Origin of the sequence: Algivirga pacifica (assembly GCF_039543525.1) — a bacterium.
Taxonomy (GTDB): domain Bacteria; phylum Bacteroidota; class Bacteroidia; order Cytophagales; family Flammeovirgaceae; genus Algivirga; species Algivirga pacifica.
Map to the genome: position 1 here is coordinate 1 of NZ_BAABJX010000004.1, position 24,767 is coordinate 24,767.

15 protein-coding genes are annotated in these 24,767 nt (G+C 40.6%); 3 read left to right on the top strand and 12 right to left on the bottom strand.

The window, feature by feature from the left end; translation table 11 throughout:
• Window positions 1–289: 289 nt before the first annotated feature.
• The 10 genes from ABD985_RS00685 to ABD985_RS00730 form a co-directional block, all read right to left on the bottom strand.
• A complete protein-coding gene (locus ABD985_RS00685; RefSeq protein ID WP_345368486.1) occupies window positions 290–1,540 on the bottom strand; it encodes a glycoside hydrolase family 117 protein in 1,251 nt (416 codons plus the stop codon).
• Between the two features lie 226 nt (window positions 1,541–1,766).
• Window positions 1,767–2,768, bottom strand: a complete 1,002-nt coding sequence (locus ABD985_RS00690) for an L-rhamnose/proton symporter RhaT (RefSeq protein WP_345368487.1) — start codon at window positions 2,766–2,768, stop codon at window positions 1,767–1,769.
• A 134-nt stretch (window positions 2,769–2,902) separates the two neighbouring features.
• Window positions 2,903–4,024: a mandelate racemase/muconate lactonizing enzyme family protein gene (locus tag ABD985_RS00695; protein WP_345368488.1), complete on the bottom strand. Its 1,122-nt coding sequence runs from the start codon at window positions 4,022–4,024 to the stop codon at window positions 2,903–2,905.
• A 24-nt stretch (window positions 4,025–4,048) separates the two neighbouring features.
• Window positions 4,049–5,515: an aldehyde dehydrogenase gene (gene aldA / locus ABD985_RS00700; RefSeq protein ID WP_345368489.1), complete on the bottom strand. Its 1,467-nt coding sequence runs from the start codon at window positions 5,513–5,515 to the stop codon at window positions 4,049–4,051.
• Between the two features lie 45 nt (window positions 5,516–5,560).
• Complete coding sequence (locus tag ABD985_RS00705) at window positions 5,561–6,331, bottom strand: SDR family NAD(P)-dependent oxidoreductase (protein WP_425550428.1); 771 nt, start codon at window positions 6,329–6,331, stop codon at window positions 5,561–5,563.
• A 147-nt stretch (window positions 6,332–6,478) separates the two neighbouring features.
• Entirely contained in the window at window positions 6,479–7,495 is a 1,017-nt protein-coding gene (locus ABD985_RS00710; RefSeq protein ID WP_345368490.1) for a zinc-dependent alcohol dehydrogenase, read from the bottom strand.
• A 226-nt stretch (window positions 7,496–7,721) separates the two neighbouring features.
• Window positions 7,722–10,310 carry a glycoside hydrolase family 2 TIM barrel-domain containing protein gene (locus ABD985_RS00715; RefSeq protein WP_345368491.1) on the bottom strand — a complete coding sequence of 863 codons (2,589 nt, stop codon included), beginning with the start codon at window positions 10,308–10,310 and terminating at the stop codon, window positions 7,722–7,724.
• 185 nt (window positions 10,311–10,495) lie between these two features.
• Entirely contained in the window at window positions 10,496–12,085 is a 1,590-nt protein-coding gene (locus ABD985_RS00720; RefSeq protein WP_345368492.1) for a carbohydrate binding domain-containing protein, read from the bottom strand.
• A 27-nt stretch (window positions 12,086–12,112) separates the two neighbouring features.
• On the bottom strand, window positions 12,113–13,825 hold the full coding sequence (locus tag ABD985_RS00725) for a RagB/SusD family nutrient uptake outer membrane protein (RefSeq protein ID WP_345368493.1): 1,713 nt from the start codon (window positions 13,823–13,825) through the stop codon (window positions 12,113–12,115).
• Between the two features lie 20 nt (window positions 13,826–13,845).
• Window positions 13,846–16,941 carry a SusC/RagA family TonB-linked outer membrane protein gene (locus ABD985_RS00730; protein WP_345368494.1) on the bottom strand — a complete coding sequence of 1,032 codons (3,096 nt, stop codon included), beginning with the start codon at window positions 16,939–16,941 and terminating at the stop codon, window positions 13,846–13,848.
• A gap of 481 nt (window positions 16,942–17,422) precedes the next feature.
• Here ABD985_RS00730 and ABD985_RS00735 point away from each other — a divergent pair, with 481 nt between their 5' ends.
• The gene (locus ABD985_RS00735) at window positions 17,423–18,889 is read left to right on the top strand and encodes a helix-turn-helix transcriptional regulator (RefSeq protein ID WP_345368495.1); all 1,467 of its coding nucleotides are present in this window, start codon (window positions 17,423–17,425) and stop codon (window positions 18,887–18,889) included.
• A gap of 318 nt (window positions 18,890–19,207) precedes the next feature.
• On the opposite strand, the gene ABD985_RS00740 is transcribed toward ABD985_RS00735, so the two are convergent.
• Entirely contained in the window at window positions 19,208–20,968 is a 1,761-nt protein-coding gene (locus ABD985_RS00740; protein ID WP_345368496.1) for a carbohydrate-binding protein, read from the bottom strand.
• A gap of 529 nt (window positions 20,969–21,497) precedes the next feature.
• Here ABD985_RS00740 and ABD985_RS00745 point away from each other — a divergent pair.
• Window positions 21,498–22,865 (top strand): T9SS type A sorting domain-containing protein, encoded by a 1,368-nt coding sequence (locus ABD985_RS00745; protein WP_345368497.1) that lies wholly within the window; start codon window positions 21,498–21,500, stop codon window positions 22,863–22,865.
• A gap of 42 nt (window positions 22,866–22,907) precedes the next feature.
• Here the strand turns inward: ABD985_RS00745 and ABD985_RS00750 are convergent, their stop codons facing one another.
• A complete protein-coding gene (locus ABD985_RS00750) occupies window positions 22,908–23,465 on the bottom strand; it encodes a 1-acyl-sn-glycerol-3-phosphate acyltransferase (protein ID WP_345368498.1) in 558 nt (185 codons plus the stop codon).
• 613 nt (window positions 23,466–24,078) lie between these two features.
• Here ABD985_RS00750 and ABD985_RS00755 point away from each other — a divergent pair.
• The gene (locus ABD985_RS00755; protein WP_345368499.1) at window positions 24,079–24,720 is read left to right on the top strand and encodes a leucine-rich repeat domain-containing protein; all 642 of its coding nucleotides are present in this window, start codon (window positions 24,079–24,081) and stop codon (window positions 24,718–24,720) included.
• The last annotated feature ends 47 nt before the right edge of the window (window positions 24,721–24,767 follow it).

Consider the following 24,767-nt stretch of genomic DNA (forward strand, 5'->3'; position numbering starts at 1 on the left):
GGAACTACCATCCCCCACAGTGGACTTGCACCACCTAGCCAAATACCATGCACGGCACACTAAGGGAAGCCAGCCATAAAATGGCTGGCTTCCGCTACTTTTTCCTTTTCCTTACTAGGATTTGGAGAAACTTGGAAACAGACACCCTTTTCCACATTTCTCCTTGAACCAATAAAACACCATAAATTATTCTATTACATCATAACCTAACTGAATTCCTATACGGTAGCCTTTAGCCTCCTTGATAAAATCTCTCTAGGAGGTATCAGTATTCAGTCAATCTATATCTTTACTCTTTACGCTTTTTACTAACGGCATCGCTTGCTTCCTTGGCTCCTGCCTCCCCTTTGGCTTTGTGGGTGGTTTTACGTTTCCCTTGAAATCTTCTAATATATTGCCAATCATAGCTCTGGTACTTATGCGTTAGTCCCCAGTCAAAAGCCCCAAATGGTCTGGAAGTATCCAGTTCCCTGTTCAAGCCAATAGCATGTGGCGCACCTGGAATCACCGTCTTAATTTCAAAGTTAATTCCATCAGGAGCCCACTGAATGGTATTTTTCTCTGGACCATCTGTGGTGATCAAAGAACCAATACCTCCATCCTGTGGCCATACACAAATCTCATGTCCACTATTGGAAATTGGGTTGTATTTTGATTTAATATAAGGTCCCTTAGGGTTGTCCGCAATCGCCACTCCATGACGTATCTGTCTCCCTCCAAAAGTAATCTCCTCTCCCATTTGCTCTCCTTTGTAATACAGATAGAATTTTCCTTTGAAAGGGATAATACATGGATCGTGCACCTTGTGGCTATCGAAATCACCTTTCTTCTCTACTATAAATCGGTTATCCTCATCGCCTTTCCATACGCCATTATCTGCAGGGCTCAAGATCGGTTCTTTACTCTTTGTCCAAGGACCATCAGGAGAGTTTGACCACGCCAATCCTACCTGGTTCTTTACTCTAACATTATAAGGTGATTTTACGGTTTGATATACCAAGTAGTACATCCCCTCATGCTCCATTATCTCTGTCGTAAATACAGAACGATCATCATAAGCCCCTTTTTCTCCTCTTGCTACGGCGATACCTTCCTCTTTCCAAGTCCATCCATCTTCTGAAGTCGCATACCAGATATCACATCGATCCCATGGGAAAACCTTATCATTTTCGATATCTCCTGCAAAGCCATCTACCTTACCCACACTTTTGGAATACCATACATAGTATTTACCATTGTGTTGGATCATTGCCGATGGGTCTCTTCTTACAACTCCCTCTTCATAGGCTAAATCACCTTTCAAATCATGCACCGTAAATTCACCAAACCACTCATTATTCAAATCATCGGACCATGCCAAGGCTCTTTTGGAAGCTGCACTTAGGTATTCCTTATTGGTAATACCCAAAAAGTCCATTTTCTCATCCGTGATTTCTATTGCTTGCTCTTCTGATTGCTTGTTCATAGGCTGTGTAGCACATCCTGATAGAACGGCTAAAACTGCCATTCCTAACACTATATTTTTGATATATTTTCTCATTGGTTTGAATGATTTTATTCTTTTAAAAAATTTCACTAGCAGATGAATAGTTATATTTTCAAACATGCCGAACATACATTACATACCGTCAACTTAAGGACATAGTGCATGTAAAAAGCATAGTGCAAATCCGCTGCAGGTCCTAGCGTGGACGCTACGACCAGTTTCTAGAGGACGTGTCTCTACGGCGTTTTCAAATTATCTATTCTTCATTCTTCATTCTTCATTAAAGACTATTTCCCATCGCAACAATCACAATCCCCACAATCATACTTGCCAGCCCAAAATACAAAGAACCTTTCGCTTTAGTCGAGGCGCTTACCCATTCTTTAGTCACCAGTCCGCTGACAATGGCTACCGCTACAGAAACCGTATTAAAAATTGCATACCCCACTGTCCCACCAGTGTTTCCTAAACGATAGGCAGCATAAGCAAAAGTTGCAGAAGCCGCAAAGTTAAAAATACCCATGATGCTGGTTAAAAGTGTATTTCTACCAAAACTTGGGGTCTGGAACTTACTCCAAAGACCTTTAGCGCTTAATTGCCATCCAAAGTACAAAGCGATTGCAATACCTCCTGACATATAGATAACGTACATCACGGCTATAGCACTCATCCAAGCTGGATTATTATTCGCAACCACAGCATCTTTAATTACTGGAAGCCCTACCGTATTGGCATAGCTAAAGCCTGTTGCCAGTAATCCGCCAATTACAGCAATAAAAATACCGGTGGTCATAGAGCCTTTTTTTGTACCTTCTTCTCCTTCCTCTCTTTGTCTCAGAATACCGGCACGTCCATTAAACAACACCCCTACTAACACTACCGAAATTCCTGCAAGAATCATCATGAGTACAGATGACTCTGGCAATCCATCTACCACAAATGGAATCAATGAACCTACTAAGATAATGGTTCCGATAAATAGAGAGAAACCTAAAGAAAGTCCTATATGATTGATGGCTTTTCCCCACATCATTACACCTATTCCCCAAAGGAAACTAGAGATAAACATTCCCGTCAGAATCCCTGCCGGGATTGCTGAAAGTACATCATTAAAATTATCGATCAGGCCAAAGGCAGCTATGTTGGGGATCAAAAAGGTATTGATTGCAAAATACAATCCCCAGGTATTTTCAAATGCAAAGTCCTTGGTATATTTTTCTGGTAAAGCATAGAGTCCGAGCATCAGGCCGGCCATCAGTGCCCATATGATTCCTTCTATCATGATTGTTATTGGTTTTTGTGTGTGATGAATATTGTGAATTTGGTTTAACACTAGTCGTAGAGAGAGTAGTATAAGCCCGCTGCAGGTCGTAGCGTGGACGCTACGACCAGTGACCTATTACCAATGTCTAGCATTTAGGATACTGTCTGTGGATGGAAAAGCCCCACCTCATACGGGCTAAGTTTTCCCCAATCAAACACAACGCCTATTCCCGGCTCATTGGATGCCACAGCCCGATAGTTTTCTACCACCAACGGACGTGTGGTATACTCATCAATCGGAAAGCTATGTACTTCTAACCAACCGGAATTCTCTTGGGAAGAAACCAGGCTGACATGCAATTCCTGCATACCATGCGAACACACAGGAATATTATTTTCTTTTGCCAGTTGAGCCGCTTTTAACCAACCTGTCACACCACCACAATTAGAGGCGTCCGGCTGAACAAAAGAAAGTTTGGATTGCTCCATCGCATACTCAAACTCATGGATGGTATGCAGGTTCTCTCCCATCGCTACTGGCATTCCTGTCTTTTCTGTGATTTCTGCATAGCCTTTATAATTATCTGGGATAATTGGCTCCTCAAACCAGGTGATATTATAAGGCTTAAATAATTCTGCCGCACGAATTGCCTTTTCTACGGTCATGGAGTAATTGGCATCTACCATAAAGGTGATATCCTCTCCTACATACTCTCTTACTGCCTTGATTCTTTCGATATCTTCTTCCAGGTTTTCTCTACCAATCTTAATCTTCACCGCATTGAATCCTCTATCCATATACGATTTCATATTTCCCAATAACTTTTCCAATGGGAACATCAAATCGATTCCGCCACAATATGCCTTGCAGGTGTTGTTCGCTCCTCCTGCCATTTTCCAAAGAGGTTCTTCTGCTATTTTACATTTGATATCCCATAGGGCAATATCGATCGCAGAGATGGCGAAAGAAGCAATACCACCTCTCCCCACATAATGGATATGCCATTCCATAAAATCATACAGCTCATCAATGGCTGTACCATCTTTTCCCTCCAGAACCGGAATAAGGTCATAGTCCAGCATGGTTTTAATCGCTTTTCCTCCTTTTCCTCCGGTATAAGTATAACCGGTCCCTTCCATACCATTTTCCAACGTCACCGTTACGGTTACCAACTCAAAATGGGTATGGTCTCCATGCTTGGCATCCGAAAGCACCTCGGGAAGAGGTACTTCGAATAACCTTGATGTTATTTGCTTGATGTTTGTTTGTTTCATGATTGCGTAATTCAAATCCCTGGTTTAGTATTTTACATAGAAGGTCTTTTTCTCCAAATACTGCTCAAAGCCATATTTTCCATCTTCTCCTCCTGTACCACTTAACTTATAGCCGTTATGGAACCCCTGATGCTGCTCTCCGTGCCCTCTGTTCACATAGATTTCTCCAAACTCCAGCTCATCGTTACACTTCATAATGGTATTGATGTCTTTAGTGAAGATCATCGCTGCCAAACCAAACTCACAGTCATTCGCATAGTCTATGACCTCATCAAACTCTTTAAACTTCAAGACTGGAAGAATTGGACCGAATGATTCTTCATGTACAATGGTCATCTCCTGTGTCACATCAGTAATGATGGTTGGCTCAAACCAGAAACCTTTTTCAAACTCGGCTCCCTCAGGTTTACCTCCTCCATAAGCAATTGTTGCTCCTTCTTCAATACTCTTGGCTACCAAATGCTCCATATTACGAATCTCAGAAGCATTGACCTTTGGTCCCATCGTGATTGATGGATCCATTGGGTCTCCCACCTTGATATCCTTCACTTTTGCCATAAACTTCTCCATGAACGCCTCATAGATATCCTCATGCACATACATACGCTCATTACACGTACATACCTGTCCACAGTTATCAAAACGAGAATGGAAGGCGCTATCTACCGCTACATCCAAATCAGCATCTGCAAAAACAATCGCTGGTGCTTTTCCACCTAGTTCCAACTGTACATGCGCCAGATTTTCTGAAGCGGTACGGAAAATCTGCTGTCCTGCCGGTGTACTACCCGTCATCGTTACCATTCGGGTGATAGGGTTCGCGACCAAAGCATTTCCCAATACACGTCCTTTACCGGTCACGATATTAAGCAAGCCTTTTGGCAAACCTACTTTCTCTGCCAGATAGCCTAGTTCCAATGTCGCCAAAGGTGTCTCTTGTGTCGGCTTTACCACGATTGCATTCCCTGCCACCAAGGCAGGACCGATCTTTCTACCGGCCAATGCCAATGGAAAGTTCCAGGCTGTAATCGCTACGACAACTCCTCTTGGGATCTTGTTGATCCAAATCTGCTCTCCCGGATTTTGGGAAGGCATAATATCTCCTTCGATATGTCTTGCCCAATCACAAGCATACTCAATAAATGTTGCTGTCACTTCTACTTCCATCTCTGCCACAGAAAGCAATTTTCCTTGCTCACATGTCAATAGCTTGGATAGATAGGATTTATTTGCTCTGATTTCTGCAGCAAATTTTCTCATCAAATTGGCACGCTCTATGGAAGGTACTTTCTTCCATTCCTTCTGGGCTGCCTCTGCTGCCAATAAAGCTTGTTCAGCCTCAGCTTCTTCGCCCATTTGTACCAGTCCGACCACTTCTTCATTGATAGGGCTCAGTACTTCAGCCGTTTCTCCGGAAGATGCTTTCACCCACTCACCATTAATGAACAGGTCATAGGTTTTTACGTCCGGGGTAGTGATTGTTTCAGTCATCGTATTAATTGGTTTGATTTTGAAAAGAATTACGAATTACAAAAACTAACGTCCCATCCAGCCGCCATCTACCAGCATAATGCTTCCATGCATATAGGCTGCAGCTTCAGAAGACAAGAACACTACCGGACCGGCAAAGTCTCTTGCTTCTCCCCATCGACCTGCCGGAATTCTTGAAAGAATCGACTGGGCTCTTTCCGGATCATTACGAAGCGCTTCCGTATTATCTGTACTGATATAACCCGGTGCAATCGCATTCACATTCACACCCTTACCGGCCCACTCATTAGCAAAAGCCATCGTCAACTGACCTATAGCGCCTTTACTTGCTGCATATCCCGGTACGGTAATTCCACCCTGAAAAGTTAAAAGAGACGCTGTAAAAACGATCTTACCTTCACCTCTATCGACCATTTCTTTTCCGATTTCTCTCGTCAGGATAAACTGAGCATTCTGGTTTACTTCTACCACTTTGTCCCACATCTCGTCCGGATGCTCGACTGCTGGTGCTCTTAGAATTGTCCCTGCATTATTGATCAGAATATCAATCTGAGGATGGTTGGCTTTTACTGTATGAATAAAACTGTATAGGGATTTACGATCTGAAAAATCACACTGGTATGCTTTAAATGTTCTTCCTCTTGCCTCTACTTCTTTCTGTACATCACTTCCTTCCAATTCCAACGATGCAGATACACCAATGATATCAGATCCTGCCTCTGCCAAGCCAATGGCCATGGCTTTGCCGATACCTCTTTTACAGCCTGTTACCAAAGCTACTTTTCCATTTAACTGAAAGCTATTAATGATATTCATGTCTTTTATAATTTAGTTTGTTGTTGTTCTTTTAAAATGCGATAAAGATGGGTACTACAAACCCGCTGCAGGTCGTAGGCAGGAGCCTACGATCAGTATCTACCTTTCACCTCTTCTCTCCTACCTTTTACCTTTTACCTTCTTCAATCAATTACACTGAATCAGGTATTTCATTCCTTCCGAATTCTGATCAATCTCATCGAATACCTGCTGGATATTATCCAACACATCTACCTTTGTGATTAATTTCTCGAAAGGAATTGTACCGGAATCCGCAATACGGATCGCCTCTTCATAATCATCTTCTTCATAAAGGCGTGCGCCCAACAATTCAATCTCAGACCAGAAGAACTTGAATAAGTCTACGGGCTTCTGCTCTCCTCCATGAATGGCTACCATCACGATACGTCCTCTTACGTTCACCACTTCTGTCATGGCTTGTACACCTGGAGCTGAACCTGAGACTTCAAACACACAATCAATCATTGCCTCATTCGTCAATTCCGAAATGCGCTCGCTAAGGTTTTCCTTCACTGGGTTGATGGTTGTAAAGCCTAAATCTCCCAACATCTTCAAGCGTGTTTCATTCACTTCCGAAATCACTACTTCGGCACCTTTCTCTTTTAGCACATAAGCGATCAGTGTTCCGATTGGTCCTCCACCAATCACTAAGCAATGCTCTCCGGCTTTTACCCTGCCGATTTTCACATCGTGACAAGCCACTGCCAACGGTTCTATAAATGCCCCGTGCATCAGACTTAACCCTTCCGGCAACTTGTGCAAGGTATAGGATGGTACAGTCCAGCTGCTTTGGAACGCTCCCTGAGAATCAATTCCAATAAACTTCAGGTTCTTCCCCACATGTTTATGTCCCTTGTCAAAAGGATGTGCTTCCCCAAATCGCAGTGGACGTACCGCTACTTTATCTCCTACTTGTACATTCGTTACACCCTCTCCCAGCTCTGCCACTACTGCAGAAGCCTCATGACCAATGGTCTGCGGAGGGTTTACCCTTGCATCCATCACGCCATGAAAAATGTGTACATCCGTACCACATACCCCACAGTACGCAACCTCTAATCTTACTTCTCCTTTACCTGGTTTAACGATGTTTCCCTGATCCACCGTTATTGTTCCTTTCGAATTATAAAATGCAGCTTTCATATTTTGTTGATTTGTTGAGGCGGCTTGCGCCGCTGGTTGAGTTTAATTGCTTGAACAACAGATGCTGTTCTCTTTATACAGGGACTGTTCATAAAACAAGCCTTAATCCTACTCGAACACTATTGTTTCGTGGCCCCTTCCCTGAGGGAAGGGGCTACATTGATATTCTATTATGAGAGCAGGTAATGATTTTTATGGGACAGTCCTATCACTTTATACTATGAATTCAAAGTCCTTTTGCCTCGGCATATACTTGTCCTTCGGGCTTAGGATCTTGCAATTGAATAAATACTCTGTCTTCCAATAGTTTCTCTACCTTCGCTGTTACATCTACTTTACCTTTTACGCCTTTGGACTGCAATGCCAATAATGCCTTTCCATTGGAGGTCGTAATACTTGTCGCCAAATGAGGTTGTACATTATCCACTGCTCCATTATCAACACCCAATACTCTCAGGCCTTCCGGTACCTGAAACTGAATTCTTCTCTCCTGATTTTTGACAGGGATACCTTGTGCATCTACCAATTGTGCTACGACATGGGCTACATCATAGTGATTTGCCTCCAATACTTCTCGATCAATCGATAGTTTCACTGCTACGGGTTCTCCTGCCGTTTGCAATACTGTTTCTGTGCGCACGCCATCTTTTACCCCTATAGCAGTTAACTTACCCGCTTCAAATGGCATGGCCCATTTGTAGATATGATCTTCAAAATCTGCTAATTGCTTCTTACCTAAACTACGGCCATTCAACATCAACTCCACCTCTTCACAATTGGAATATAACTCTACACTAATCATCTCTCCGTCTATGTAATTCCAATGATTATTTACGTCATGCCATTCCCAAAGTGCCTGCTTCCACGCTTCAGGATTCTTTGCGACAACCTCTCCCGTTCTAGGATCAATCTTATTGAGAGACTTCTCCAATAATTGAGTGGCGATATAAGTATGAGGCTCATCATTCCATAAAGTTTTCATCATATGGTATGAGGGTTTTGTGAAACCTGCAAAATCCAATAATCCCGCATTATTCCCTTTCACAGGCCATTCTCCACGAATTTCCCCCAAATAATTAATACCTGTCCACAAAAATGTCCCTGCAATAAAAGGGCGTTCCATAATGGCTTTCCATTCATGGTATTGCGCCAGGTTTTCTGTTCCCATAATGACCTTTTCGGGATAATTTTCATGGCCGTAATCGTATAGTACTCTACGATAACTGTAGCCTACAATATCCAATGATTTACCGTAAGCTGTTTCATGACTTGCAGAAGGTAGAATACAATTAGCCACCACTGGTCGGCTCGTATCCATTTCCTTAGTCCACTTTACCAGTTTCTCTGCTGTTGTTCCTATATCATAAATTCCTTTTGGCAGTATCTCCAACTGCTTTTGAATTTCTTCCCTGGAGAAAGGAGGCTCCGACCAGAAGTAATTTCCTTTCCAGTTCATATTATTAAAGAAGCCTGTAGCGGCTGAGGTTCTTGGATACGTCCACTCAATCTCATTACCAATACTCCATTGTATAATAGAAGGATGGTTACGGTGTGCCAGCATCACGGATTTCAAATCCTGCTCTGCATACTCCTGAAAATAATTCCCATATCCTTCCGTCTCAGAATGTGCCGACTTTTGTTTTTGATTCCAACGTTTATCCTTAGGGTTATCCCATTCATCAAAGAACTCATCCTGTACCAGAAAACCCATTTCATCACATAAATCCAAGAATTCCGAAGAACCTGGGTTGTGTGCAATTCTAATAGCATTACACCCCCCTTCTTTCAATATCTGTAGTCTTCTCCGCCACACATCCTTAGGCACTGCTGTCCCTACCAACCCTGCATCGTGATGTAAACACACTCCTTTAATCTTTCTATTTTCTCCATTCAAATAGAAGCCTGAATCTGGATCAAAGCGGAAACTTCTCACCCCAAAATTACCGGAATCATCACTAACACTATTACCATTAACGACTAATGATATACGATATTTATAAAGATGAGGAGCTTCTATTCCCCATAACCTTGGATTCTCCAAAGACAACTTTTGTGTAAAGCTCTTTTCCTTTCCTGCTGCAATATTCAATTGGTCTACGGTAACTGCTACCTCTTTTCCGTTCTGATCAAACAGCTGTGTTTTCAACCCAAAGGTCTTTTCCTCCTTATAATCATTACGAACGGTTGTTGCTACGGCAACCTGAACAAGTTCATCCGTAACTTCAGGTGTCTGTACAAAAGCACCCCAGATTGGGATATGTAGTTTATCCGTCACTTTCAAGGAGACGTTTCTGTAGATCCCTGCTCCTGTATACCATCGACTATCTGCATAACTACTATGGTCCACCTTAACCATCAATAGGTTTTCTTCTCCCTTTAATAGGTAAGGTGTTAGGTCATAATAAAATGGGGAATACCCATAAGGATGAAATCCCAATCGGTGACCGTTAAGGTATACTTCTGAATTGTTATATACTCCATCAAAAAGTATCGTTGCCTTTTGATGGTCTTCCAGATTAAGCGTAAAGGTTTTACGATACCATCCTATCCCACCGCCATAGATATACCCTGTAGCAGGGGCAAACTCTTTATTTGCCAAGTCGTATTCCCCACCAATAACCCAGTCATGTGGGAGGCGCACTTCTTCCCAGCCATTTGCTTCTTGCATCATGGTCAATACACCTGTACTATCATGAATCTCTTTTAACTGAAACTCCCAGTCAAAGTTAAAATCTTTAGGCTCCATGACTGTATAAGGTGTAGCGGTACACCCTATCATCAGCATTACACCTATGATATAAAATAAATTTTTCATCAGCTTACTAAAACATTACGGAGTATAGAGTTCTTCTCTGATTCCCTAACCATGGATATGAACTCTTCAATGTGTTTTTTGAAGTTGGGGAAGGTCTGCTGCAGGTCGTATCACTACATGACGTGGTGGAGCCTACGACCAGTGTTTCCTTTCAGCTAAGTATTCAAAACCTTCCCCTCAATTAATTATGGACGCAAAGCGACTTCCGAAATCGTGAAGTTGTCCATATAGAAAGTGATATCACCACTATTGGATTTATTCACCCCTCTCAGCCACATTGTATACTCTCCATTTGCCGGAAACTCTTCAAACGTCAATCTTGCGTATACCCACTCTCCAACAGGTGTTTGACTGGTAAAATCAAAACGTCCAGCACCCCAATTTGTAGAAGGGTCAAAGAAGAATATCAAGTTAGGTAACTCTCCTGCTCCATCGTCAATCGTACCGGTACTTTCTAATTTTATCCAAACACCTATTTCATATTGTTTACCTGCCTCTGCAGTAAACTTGATCGGAGTACCAGAAGCGTCCTGATGGCCAATAATCATTCCCTGATCTTGCAGGATAGTAATTTTGGCACTTTTACTTCCTGTATACGATTCTGTATCTACCACATCCAAAGTATAACCATCCCAAGGAGCCCCCCACCATAGGTATGGCCAATTACTTGCCGTAGAGTTCTCAAAACCATAATCAAAAATACCATTGGACAAAATATTTTCCGAGGGCTTGAATATTAATGGCTCTTCCTTGATCGCATCTACTGTGACAAAGTCTGTCGATCTCATAGTACCTGGCGTATAACTTACCTTGATAAGGTCGTCATTATAAATCGTTTCTCCCTCCAACTCCAGTAACACTATATTTCCTTCCTGTACATCAATAGATGCTTTTGCAATTGTTGGAGCAAGTACATTATCTCCATTTTCGATTGTCACCACAAATGCTCCTTGGTCCACACTCAAAGGATCAATTTCTCTACTGAAATCCAAGGCTATTTTTCCTTCTTTAGCGTATACTCCTGTCAATACAACCGGCTCTGTAGAAGGTACCACTTCAATAAAATTACTCACTTGAATCGTATCCGTTCCAAATGGACGATCACGTTGTGCTACTATAGCCATAGAATAAACTCCTAGTTTTTTATACTGCACATCTGTCTCGTCAGCCACTCCATTCACCAACTGGGCAAGGTCATAAACCACTTCCTCATTACCCGCCCCTTTCAGGGTATACACTACCTCTGCAGGCTCACCCGTTGCTGTATAAAAGAAACGAATAGATTCTCCAGCCATCAATGGATTTTTAGCATTATCGGTAAGGACTAATTCCTCTCCTACTATCCCGTCACCATTAACATATTTAGCCGTCAACTCAATTTGAATAGGCTCCAGTACTGTCACCGTAAAAGAAGTATCCACATTAGCCCCTACTTGAACGTCTCCAATGTAAGCAGAGGAAGCAAATGTTTGGGAAAGCTTTACTTCCTGCACACCCACCTGATGAAATACAGCATGAATAACATCTGCTGTTGAGGTCTGTTTTTCTGTCCCCTCCATAACAGCTCCCTCTGGTAATGTCCAGGTTCTGGAAACTACTCCTCTGGAAATATCTCCAAAAGAAATCTTGCCTCCTACTTCGACACGATTATCATAATCTGCCTCCGAAGACATTACCAGGTGATGTGCTGGCTCTGCTGTCGGGGCCTCCCATTCATTACAAGCCCAAAACAAGGACAAAAGGGAAATCAATAATATATGATTAACTTTTTTCATTTTAAATACATCAGCTAGATTAAACCATTAGTTACTTAGAGCTGTATTGATCTGCTTCTCATTGGTTGGTATCGGATAATAATCATGGGTCTGAGCGTCATAATTATCGGTCGCTACCGCAAAATCAGGGCGAATTCTTTCCTTAATTCTCAAAGGAGGTATTTCCTGTATTGCTTCAAAATTATCAAAGCGCCATACCTCATCTGCTCTCAAATCTGTCAATACTTCTTTTACAATTCCCCAACGTACAAGATCTTTCCAGCGATGTCCTTCAAAACAAAGCTCCAATGGTCGCTCCACTTTTCTCAAATGTGTACGCACCGTTTCTACTGTCGGAGAAACCCATTGATGAGCTCCATGTACCTGCACACTTCGATGCAATGCAGGGAATTGCCCACCATTATTCTCCATATAAGATTGGAGCGTGATCACTCCTGCACGGCTTCTTACCTGATCAATATACTGGATCGCTGTATTAACATCTCCTTTTCCTTCCAAAACAGCTTCAGCGTACATTAGCAATACGTCGGCATAACGGATATGCCTCCAGTTAATCCCAGAACGGAGCTGTGCATCTTCCAGCTTCTTGTCATACCAATTCGTATGCTTCTTGACATAGGATGACTGTCCATATGCCCATCCTGTTTTTGAACCTGCCGGCTCCTGGTAATAGTCATTGTCATAATCTACAGGTACTATAGAAGCATGCATACGCTGGGAGTAAGTAAAACCAATATTCACTGGGTTGGCCGGATCCATCTCATCATAAACCATCAATTCATGGAGATAATATGACGGAAGAACCGTATTGAAGCCACCTGCACTCAAAGGACTCAACTGAGAGATCAGGGATGTCGCTTCTCCTGCCGTTTCATATTGATGATCATCCACCGTAGCCCCTGGAGCCCCTGGTTTTAGAGCATCCGAGAACGTTACCTCAAATATTGATTCCTCATTGAACTCATTCTCTGCAGAGAAATTATCCTGAATATCTACTGTCAATCGATAAATTCCACTATCAATAATCTCTTTAAAATACGCTTCTGCAACTGCCCACTGCTGCTCATACAATGCAATCTTTCCTAACATAGCTGTTGCAGCACCCCATGTGACTCTTCCTTTATCCTGCGTAGTACTCCATAGGGTCGGAAGGTGCTCTTTTGCAAAAGCCAAATCGACAAGAATTACTTCCTCTAGCACTTGTGCTTTGGATGCGAAAGGTTTATTAAACTCCTGAGGGTCTTCTACCATAGTCGTATGAATCACGGCTCCATTGTAGGCATAGACTAACTCAAAGTAGAAAAATGCTCTTAAAAACCTGGCTTGAGCCTCTACCTGCGACACTTCCTCTGCTGACAAAGAATGTGTGTCCGTATGTTTGAGCTTATCCAATACCTGATTAGCCCTAAAAATTCCTACATAAGCCTCGTTCCATTTATTTTGGACATGTTCAGTCGCATCCGTTACGGTAAACTCTGTAAATGGATAATGTGGATACCATACTTCTGTACCTGCCAAGTCTCCCCTTACCATTTCATAAGCAATAAACTCTCCACTAATGGAATTAAATTGCAATGCACCATAAACCGTATTCAGGGCTGCATCAAAATCCTCAAATGTTTTCCAGTAAGTTGCTGGAGTAATACTATTTGGGTTATTCTGAGATAAGAAAGCGTCTTCACTACATCCCCAAGTACATAAGGACATCCAAAAAGCAACTATAAGATTTCTCATTTTCATGTGTCGTTCGGTTTTAATCCTTAAAAACTAAATTTCAATCCTCCCAGAAGCCTTCTGGTCACCGGATAATTCCCCATGTCTACTCCTCTGGTAAAGAGTCCATCTCCTCCTACCTCTGGCGTATACCCTGAATATTTTGTTAAGGTGAATGGATTTTGAGCCGTTACATATAACCTTAGACTATTGATTTTTTCTGCAAAAAGTGTTTTCGGGAAAGTATACCCCAGCGTAATATTTCTTACTCTCATATACGTTCCATCCTCCAGGTAATAGTCTGAGCGAGCCCTAGTATTTTCATGTTCCTGATTACCCCTAACGGTAGGAATATCAGAGTCGGTATTCTGCGGCGTCCACATATAATATTGATCCAGATGTCTCCCTGCTCCATAAGCAAACAGCTTAGCTCCATTAAACACTTTGGCACCATGAGAGTAATATAATTGCGCAGAAAGATCAATTCCTTTATATTCTACATTCAAACTACTACCAATATTGAATTTCGCTTGTCCAGAACCTTTGTAAACACGATCGTTATCATCAATCTTACCATCTTCATTTTGGTCTTTGTACATCATATCACCCAGCATTGCACTTGGGTTCAGGATACGATAAGCTTCTAATTCTTCTTGTGTCTTGATTACTCCTTGATGCTCCAATAAGAAAAATGCACCTGCTTCATATCCTTTGATCAAGAAAGTCGTGTAATCTGTACGCTCTCCACGAGAAGTAATTGGGCGCCCACCACTTAGAGCAAACCCCTCTAAGCCATTCAGATCCGTTACTAAATTGATATTCTTGGCATAAGTAGCAGAAATACTCCACTTTAACCCACTTTCATACTTCTCTCTATATTGGGCAGAAAATTCCAACCCTTTATTAACCATATCCCCTGCATTAACAACAATATAATTAAACTGACTTGCTGCTCGCGTTGGCCAAGTTCCTGAAGATGGAGGAATACGCTGATTCAATAACATATCCTTCTTATCATTCTGATAAATATCCGCAGTAAAACTCAAGCGGTCTTCCCATAAGCCTAGATCCAAACCAATGTTTTTGGAAATAGTCGTTTCCCACTTAATACCTTCGTTAGCATATTGCCTTTGAATGGAGCCTACCCCTAGTTCTTCTTTTCCTTCCGCTCCAAAAGGATAGTCTACCCCTGCCTCAATTACCGGCATATAGCGATATGGACCTATGTTCTGATTTCCCACTTCCCCATAACTTGCTCTCAACTTAAGATTCGAAATACTACCCAAGGCTGCGCTCTCCTTAAAGAATACTTCTTCACTAATATTCCACCCCACTGATCCTCCAAAGAAGGTCCCGTATCTATTTTCTGGAGCAAAATTAGAAGAGCCATCATTACGGATACTAAAAGATGCCAGGTAACGATCATCATAATCATACTGTACACGCGCCATCTTACCAATCAGGGATTGAGTATTCTGAGAGCCTGTTGGCTTTAAGCCTGTTTCTCCTGCCCCTAATACTGGAGTTTCATTACTCAGCAACCCTACCACTCCTATACCAAACTGCTTGCTGTGATATTCTTCCCAAGAATAAACTGCTGTCACTCCTAACTGATGCTTTCCAAACCTGTGATTATATTTTAATATATTCTCCAATGTCTGGCTATTGTTAGAGATATAATTTTGATCCAACATGGCATCCATCGTGGAGCCTGTAGGGACAATACCATTGTCGTTATAAACAATAAACTGTGGCCTAAAAAATACTCTTTCGTAATCCCATGTATTTTTACCCAGATTTACCTGATACTTTAATCCCTCCAAAATCTCATATTCCATGGTCAAAGCTAAATTAGTCGAATTGACCTCTCTCACATCGGTATTTTGTAATTGCCTCGCCAACCAACCAAACTGAATAGGATTTTGAGAAGGTACAAAAACACTATTACCACCGACAGACTCCAAGTTACCCAAAGCCACATTCCATGGCTTTTGAATAATCGCATACTCATACAATGCCCAAGGTTCTTGTTCTGTTGTCTCTTGTGTAATACCTACTGAAGCAAATGCCCTAAACTTTCCTTTTCTATACTCCCCATTCATACGAGTAGACAAGCGTTCAAAACCTGAGTTAATCATCACTCCTGCCTGATCAAAGTAGTTAGCTGACAGATTGAATGTCAAATTTTGAGAACCCCCAGAAACACCAAGATTATAGCTCTGCATACGAGCATTATCATTTAGTACATCTCCCACATAATCGGAGTCATTGTAGAGTGCATTAGGATTGAATAAAAACATAATAGGTTTTTGTCCAATGGCTGCTAATTGCATTTGCTCTACATAAAGCTGTTGTGTAGTATTCATCAAGGATGTAGAGGAAACAATATTCTGTATACCTGAATAACCATTAAAATCTACATTAAATGTTCCTTCTGTTCCTTTCTTGGTTGTTATTAAAATAACTCCTCCAGCTGCCCTTGTCCCATAAATAGAGGCCGCAGCACCATCTTTCAAAACATCAACACTTTCGATTTGCTCGGGAGCAATATTAGGATTCTCCCTAAAAGGAATTCCATCAACTATATATAATGGGCTTCCTGCAGATGTAGCAGATACAACTCCTCGAATCTGCACATTAGCTGAAGCTCCCGGTCTTCCTGAAGAAGACTGCACATCCACCCCAGCAATCATTCCTTGTAAGGACTCTCCCAGATCAGAAGTAGGAATATTAGCAATATCCTCCGATTGTACAGAGGCTACAGAACCTGTAATCTCCTTTTTGGTCTGTATACCATAACCTACCACAATTACTTCATCTAAGGACTTTACATCGACCTGTAAAGCGATTTCAAAAGTAGATTGATTTCCTAATTCTATGACTTGTGTTTTATAACCAATATAGGACAGAGATATCTCTGTTACTCCTTCGTTAATTGACAAGGAAAACTCTCCTTCATAATCTGTTGTTGTCCCAGTAGAGACCTCCCCAACCACCATAATGGTTACTCCTGGGAGTGACTCTCCTGTCTCTGCATCAGTCACTTTACCGTTAATGATTCTTTCCTGTCCAAAAGCTGTGAAAGCCAGCAATGGAATCAGTAAGAATGTCCACAGTATTCTGGATACATATGTGATGTCCATTCTCATTCTTTTTATAATTTTCAATTATTAAAAAAAACTTCTATCTGTATTATTTCCATAAAAGAAGTAGATGGAAGTCAATTACAAGTGTCTGCTAAACATTTATAAATATCCCAAAAAATAATCTTATCATTACATTATGATCACTAGATGAAAACTAGACAAGGGTAAAAAATACACCTAATAAAACTGAAATTTCACTAGACATTAAAAACTTACTATACTAATTAACAGATAATTACAAATAACAAACATGAAAATACGCAATAATTTAACTAGACATCTCCATGTCAATACCCAAGTCTTTTTATACTGCTCCTTACTCTTTATTTTCATTAGTAATAAGGGTATTTGTAATTATGACACTGTAAATAAGGGTACTTTTTTTGAAAAAAATATAAAAAACAAACCTATAGACCTTATAGAAATAATCCAACTTGCAGATCAAGTTAAGTTCAGTTCTCCTGATAGTGCCCTAAACTTGTATACGCAAGCCTACCAACAGGCCTATATCAGTAAGGATAGTACCTCATTGGTGAGCGCATTAGTAGGTAGGGCACAACTTCAAGCACACCATGGGCAATTTGGGGATGCTTATGACGATTATTGGAATGCACTTTTTATCGCTGATGCTACTAATAATAATTCCCTAAGAGTATTAGTATATCATGGTCTAGGATGGTTATATAGTTTTTATGAGCGGGAAGAACTCTCTAAGAATTACTTTAATCAGGCGATACAATTATTAAAAGCAGATGAAAGTATTCAACGGTTGTTGTTAGTAGACAATTACTATGCGTTAGCGACTTTAGCCAGGAAAAAACAAAATACGGCACTGGCTCGCACCTACTTAGACAGTTGTCTTCAAGTGAAGAAAAAGTACCCTAATATACAAAATGACAACTCCTTTATTAATGCAGAATTCGGATATAATGCCTATATCGATGGACATTATCAGCAAGCCTTGACCACTCTCATTCCACTAGAACAGTTTTTCACAGAAACCTCTCCCAGTTATCTGGTGATCTACCATTATTTTATGGGGTTAATACACCGCAAACTTGGTCAATCAAAAAGTGCAGAGATTTCTCTAAAAAAGGCTTTAAAAGAAAGTAAGCTCTACAAATCTCACGCCGACCTTATCCCATTGATTTACGAAGAACTTTCTCAGCTTTTTCTGGCTTCGAACAAAAATAAAGAAGCCTATGCCATGCTTATCCAAGCCAAGCAATTCAATGAAAGCTTTTACGGAAGCCGTAACTCCAAAAACCAAAAAATACTAGAGATTAAAGACTTGTATCGAAAAGAAAAACAAAGACAAAAAGAACTGATACAACAGCAGGAGTTAGAGCGACTGACACAGGAGAATCATCTCAATTATTTACGTGCTCTGATCCTGTATGTTGCCCTGGCCGCTATTATTCTTGTCTCTTTCTTTATCTATCGCAATATCCGTAATAAGCACAAGGCGAAACAGATGCTATTGATACAGAAGCAGAAACTGGAAGAAGAAAAAATGCAGGAAGTATTGGAAGTCAAAAACAAAGAACTGACTGCCTCCGTATTACAGATCATACAACACGAAGAAACATTGGCAGACATCAAAAAAAGTCTGGCTGAGCAAATCAAGAAACCCGATAGCCAAAAGCTTAACAAGCTTTCCAAAAGAATTAACCTGAATACCGATCTTAACTGGAAAGAATTCGAAGCTCGTTTTATTGAGGTGAATGGCAATTTCTATAAAGAACTCAACCAACGTTTCCCTGATCTTACCCAAGGAGATCAAAAAATCTGTGCCCTCATTAAACTCAACTTTGACAGCAAAGGCATGGCAAGACTTTTGGGCATTTCTACGGAGAGTGTACACACCACCCGTTACCGTATCCGAAAAAAATTAGGGTTGTCCAGAACAGATAATTTGGAAGAGTTTATTTCACAGATAGGCTAGTTGTGAATGATGAGTTATGAGTTAGTCTTGGAAAAAATTAAAACTCATAACTCACTATTAGACTTTATCACGGTTAATTTAGTGTAAGCAGAAAACTCTGAGCTCTTAAAATAGGTCAGTGATACGCTATAGCTTTTATAATTTTGAATGATCAATGATTAATTTTCAATAATTAACACACTCTAGGACTAGTTCAGCAGCCTTTTTGAGTGATTCATTTTAATTAAAAATTGATCATTGAAAATTACCCCACTCTAGAAGCAGTTCAGAGGCTTTTTTACTCACAGACAATTAACCGTGATAAACTCTATTAAATTACTATTGAATCAGTAGCCGCTCTACTACTCGATCATGTCCTGAGTTTACTTCTACCCAATACATCCCTTCCTTTAGTCCTTTCAAATTCAAAACATTACCATTGACAGGAATATTTACTTTAGCACCTAAGGCATTATAAACTTGTACGTGGTCGATAATAGGAAGTCCTATAATTTGGCAATGATCAGAAGCTGGGTTGGGAACGATCTTCAGGGTTTTCAGATGCATCTCCTGAGCTTTTCGTGCACTCCCATTCGTACTATTCAGTACAACTTTATCCAGATTCCATTGCCAATCGTTACTGCCAGAAGCAAAGACCCGAAGTGTATGTTGTCCAACGGAAAGCGTTTTCTTTCCATAAGCCTGCAGTGTCGTATAGGCATTCCAGTCACCTGTATTGGGAACATTATCCTGGGAAACACCCTGCCCGTCAATTACCAATTCAATTTGGGCGTTGGCCATAGGGGTAGCGATGGTATAGGAAAAAGCATATTCACCTGCCTGCGTAACATAAAACGTATAATCTGCCCAATCTTCCCTATTTACCCAATTAATACCAAACCCTGTGCTATTGACACCATAGGGTACATGCCCATCGTTGAAAGTTCCACTACTCTCTATAAAGTCTTCCGCTTCAATGGTAATGCTACTAGAGGTGTTTTCTTCTTGCGCTACAGGCTTATACACCCTGATCCAATCCACCTTCATTGTATTCTTTGCTGGATTACTCAAATCAGCATCACTTGGTGTTCGGTCATCTGCCACATGCCAGTCTTGAGACTCTACATTAATGATAATATCCAACTCCTTCGTGAAGCCATTTCCCCCTTGGAAATTATATGGATCAATCACACTGACAGAGGAAGCATTACTGGCCGATTGAAGCATTTGAAAATTATAATTACTACTACTAGCGTGATTGACCACAGCCTGATACCCTCCATCAAATACTAAATTTCCATTAGCCATAGTCGGATAAGTATAGTACCACGTACTGCCTTTCTTGGTTGCAAAAGCCTTATCATATAAAACCCTGACCAACTCTCCATCAATATAGTACTCAAAATGGGTTGGACTAATCCAATTCACCCCTATACGTACATATTTGCGGCTTCCATTATTCCAGCAATATGTCCCCCAACTACTCACACCATCCTTAGCCCACCAACTATTATAATCTCGAGGCTGATAATCAGTAAACGGATTACGAATAAAGGAATGATGGCTTAAGTGAATGAACTGAGAAAAAAACTCATTTCCACTGCCAGCACCACCATAACATTCAATAATATCAATTTCCTGGGTATCATCCGGGCTAAGCAACCACACATCCGAAGCCAACGCAATATCCGCAACACTCACACTGGCCTCTACAAAAACAGGGTACTTCACCTTAGTATTTGACGTTATACAACCTGCATTCACTCCCGGAACTCCCATCTTTGCTGTGCTTGGATTTCGGGATGAACGTAATACAAGGTTATCCCCATCCACTGACACGTGGTTGTGTTGCCAGTAGGTCGTCCCTGGACCATCCCATTGGTTATGATAAAAGTTATACCATTTGTTGGAGCCAAAGTTAGTTCGCTGTGTTGTTTCATTGAAGGTATAATTGAAATCATCGGACGGTACCGTTTGCAACTCCCATTGCTTTCCATTTCCGGCATCAGGAGCTATCGGTATACCACTCCACTCTTGCGCAAATGCTGTAGTCAACCATCCTATACTATAAAAAAGGATTACTAATAATCTAGTTCTCATTTAGTAAGTATTTGTTTTGGTAAATAATCATTCAGATAAATATGCCATTGCTTTGGAAGGAGCAATGGCATTTATGTGTTTGTTCATCTGTTATCTATTCATAGGCATGAATGTTTATACGTATAACATCCGTTAAAAGCAGTAAACGTCACTTATCAAAGAAGTTGTTTGCAGACACTTTCATCATAAATTTAATCAGGATGATTTCGATAAGTGTACCCTTTACAATTCAAACTTGGTAAGAAGTCGATGATATCCCAAGATTACCTACTAGACAAAAACTGTATCCTCCCTCATTTATCCTTCGTTGAGTAATTGTTGAGTCAATACTCACCTCATCTTCTATCCCAGTAGAAACTCAACACATAAGCACTAAAAAAGCTTTTGAGGTGCTTTTTAACTGAACTTTAACTGAACATACCATTTAAATGACTATTCTCTCTAAGTATAATTCAATTCTATACCGCATATTTGAGTTATGAGTTGCCTTAACACAAACGAAATACATACAGATCAACTAACCATGAGAATGAAAAAGATTCTATTACCAATACTACTTGTCTTTACTGTACACTGTGGCTACGCTCAAGACTGGAAAGACATTCCTGTTCCTGCGCCTGCGGGCGAGCAAATGATGTGGGAATTACAAGAAAAACCATCCGACGATTTCAACTATACGTTTTCTGCAACCAATGAGAAGGTCAACTTTGGAGGTGATAAATGGTATAACTTTTACCACAACCAATGGAATGGACCAGGAACCACTTATTGGCAATATGACCATGTTACGGTCGATGGCAATGATCTTGTATTGAGAGCCTCACGAAACGACAATACCGCTAAAATGGGGGTTCCTGGAGTGAATGCAGGCTGTATAACGTCAAATACTAAAGTGAAGTACCCTGTATTTGTAGAAGCGCGTGTGAGCGTTGCGGATATTGCGTTGGCTTCGGATGTGTGGTTACTCAGTGCAGATGACACCCAAGAAATTGATATGATTGAATGTTATGGTGGTGCTAATAATGGCAATGAATTCTTCGCACAATTCATTCACTTAAGCCATCATTCCTTTATTCGTAATCCATTTACGGATTATCAACCAAGGGATCGTAATAGCTGGTGGCGAAAAGAAGGAGTTAATAGCTGGGGAGAATACTCTTGGAACAATGGTGAACGACAATATGTACGCATAGGAGTAAACTGGATTAGCCCATTCCACTTTGAGTACTATATCGATGGAGAATTGGTCAGGGTTTTATATCATAAGGCTTTTGCCAATAAAATCAATGGACAATGGGAATACAGCCACCCTTCCATGACCAATGGCCAACTAGATTTTGACGGAGGGTACCAAGCTGTCACGATTCATTCCAATAGTTCCACTTATGATTTTAAGCGACTCCAATCGGCTAGCGATGCTTCCAGTGTCAGTGTGATTGACCCTTTTCAGTATCAGGAAGGAAATGGATTCACCAAAGAACTGGATATTATCATCAATATGGAGTCTCAGGATTGGCATGTAGAGGCTGGGCGCACACCCACCGATGAAGACTTGGCAGACCCTGCGAAAAATAGTATGAAAGTGGATTGGTTAAGGGTTTACAAGCCAGTGGAAGACCCTAACTGGGTAGATTCTACCATCACTTCTATCAAAAAAATTCCAACAGCTACTATCAAGGTATATCCCAATCCATCCAGCGAATTGATTCATATACAATCTGATAAATCAATAATTCATATTTCGCTTTATACTTTAGAAGGGCAATTGATCCAGTATGAAGCAAAAAAAGGTTTTCAGACAAACTTTTCTCTAAATAGGGTCAATAAAGGGTTGTATTTACTTCAAATAGAATTAGAAAATGGACAGAAAGTTCATCGAAAAATCCATAAGAAATAAATGATGGTAGAGGCAGCCTAATTAGGCTGCCTCTACCATCATTTATTCCACACCTTTCTCCGGATGCTTTCCTTGCAATGGACGATAAAAATCTTTTAATACAGTCATATCTTGTTCCATATCTCCAGATGGATAAAAAGGCTCATCGATAATCACTCTTTTGGTAGCGAAATCCAACCCTACGGGAATCATGGGAATGCCCGCCCTCATACAGATTCGATAAAACCCGGTTTTCCACTTAGATACTTTACTTCTGGTCCCTTCCGGAGTAATGGCCATACGAAACTCTTCATGAGTCTGAAACATTTCTACGACCTGATCCGTCAGGTTATTTTTTTTACTTCGATCTACTGGATGTCCTCCTGTTTTCTTCAGAAAACTCCCTAAAGGCCAAAAGAATAAGTCTTTTTTAATTAAGAAATCAATTTTAAGCCCAGTCAATGCTCTGGCAGGAACCCCCACATAGAAATCCCAAAAGCTTGTATGAGGGCCAAAAAGAACCACAAACTTTTTTTGGTCTTTGGGAAATTCTCCTTCTAGCTTCCATCCTGTAGCGTGAAACCAGCGAACCGCCAAGGACTCTATCCATGATGTTTTCATAATGTTAGTATTTGTAAAAAATGATGGTCATATAGATGCTGAAACTGCTACATATCTACCGTTTATCGGTTATTGCTTATCGTTTATAAGTCATTTACCAAATTACTACGATAACCCTGTAACAGAATTCATCTTAACACTATAGTCTTAAGAGCTTGTTTGGAACCACATCTTTTGGAATAAAACTCCTCTAATTTTAGCTGAAAAAGCCCTGATTATCTCCATAATAGAACCCCTATTAGGCTCAAATCAGGCCTTCTTCAGTCAATTTATAGAAGTTTTATTCTCAAAATCTGGATTTCAAACAAGCTCTAAAAAAATAGGGTAGCGTAGCAAGTCTCCTATAAAAAGAAATCTACCCCAATTCTGATAATTGTCTAACCACAAGTATAAAGAATTTTTCCTTGTCAAAAAACCTTCTAAAAACAGAATTGATTGCCTTACTTTGATCTATATGATATTCTCCATTAATTTGTCTTCGTTGGTAGTTAGTGGTTGGTGATTAGTGATTGGGCCTGTGGATATAGATTATTTAAAACAATCAACCACTAACTTTCAAACACCAATCACTAATTTCCAAACACTAATCACTCACCTCACTAACCAAATAAGCATGAAACCAACCGATTGGCGCAACCTTTCCGAAGAATGGAAAATCCTATTGACCGTTAGCCTTCGCTTTCAGGAAGCACAAACTCCTAAAGATGAGATCTTGACGGTATTTGCTAAAGGAAAAGAATGGACCGCAGCCAAGGTCTATGAGGAAATCCATGGACAAGCGGTGGATTATCCGCTATGGCCTGATAATATGTTTCTGAACCAATTGTTACAGTTGAAAGACCTTTATGCACAGCATAGCAGTATCGATAGCATCTATCCTTTAATGTATTTCCCACTTTTGGAAACATTGTACCTGAACCATACAGACATCAGTGAACTGGATGGCCTTATCCTTAATAATGGTTTAAAGCAAATCTACCTGGACCATACCTTGATTGACGATATTTCCTACCTTTCAGGAATGCAGCTAGAAGTTTTCTCTGCTCGAGATAGCAATATCACAGAGCTTGGTCCTTTACGTTCTCAATTTACATTAAAGCTTATCGATCTAAGAGATACTCCTGTGGATTCCCTGTTTATGCTGGAAGAGCTTCCTCATTTACAAGTATTGATGCTCAGTGAGAAGTACATAGACATGAAGCAGTTGGATAATTTCCGTGAGCGACACCCGAATTGTGATGTTCAACTCCACTAATCGATTATGTTTGTTCATGATGTTTAATTACAGTTGTTTTACAACTG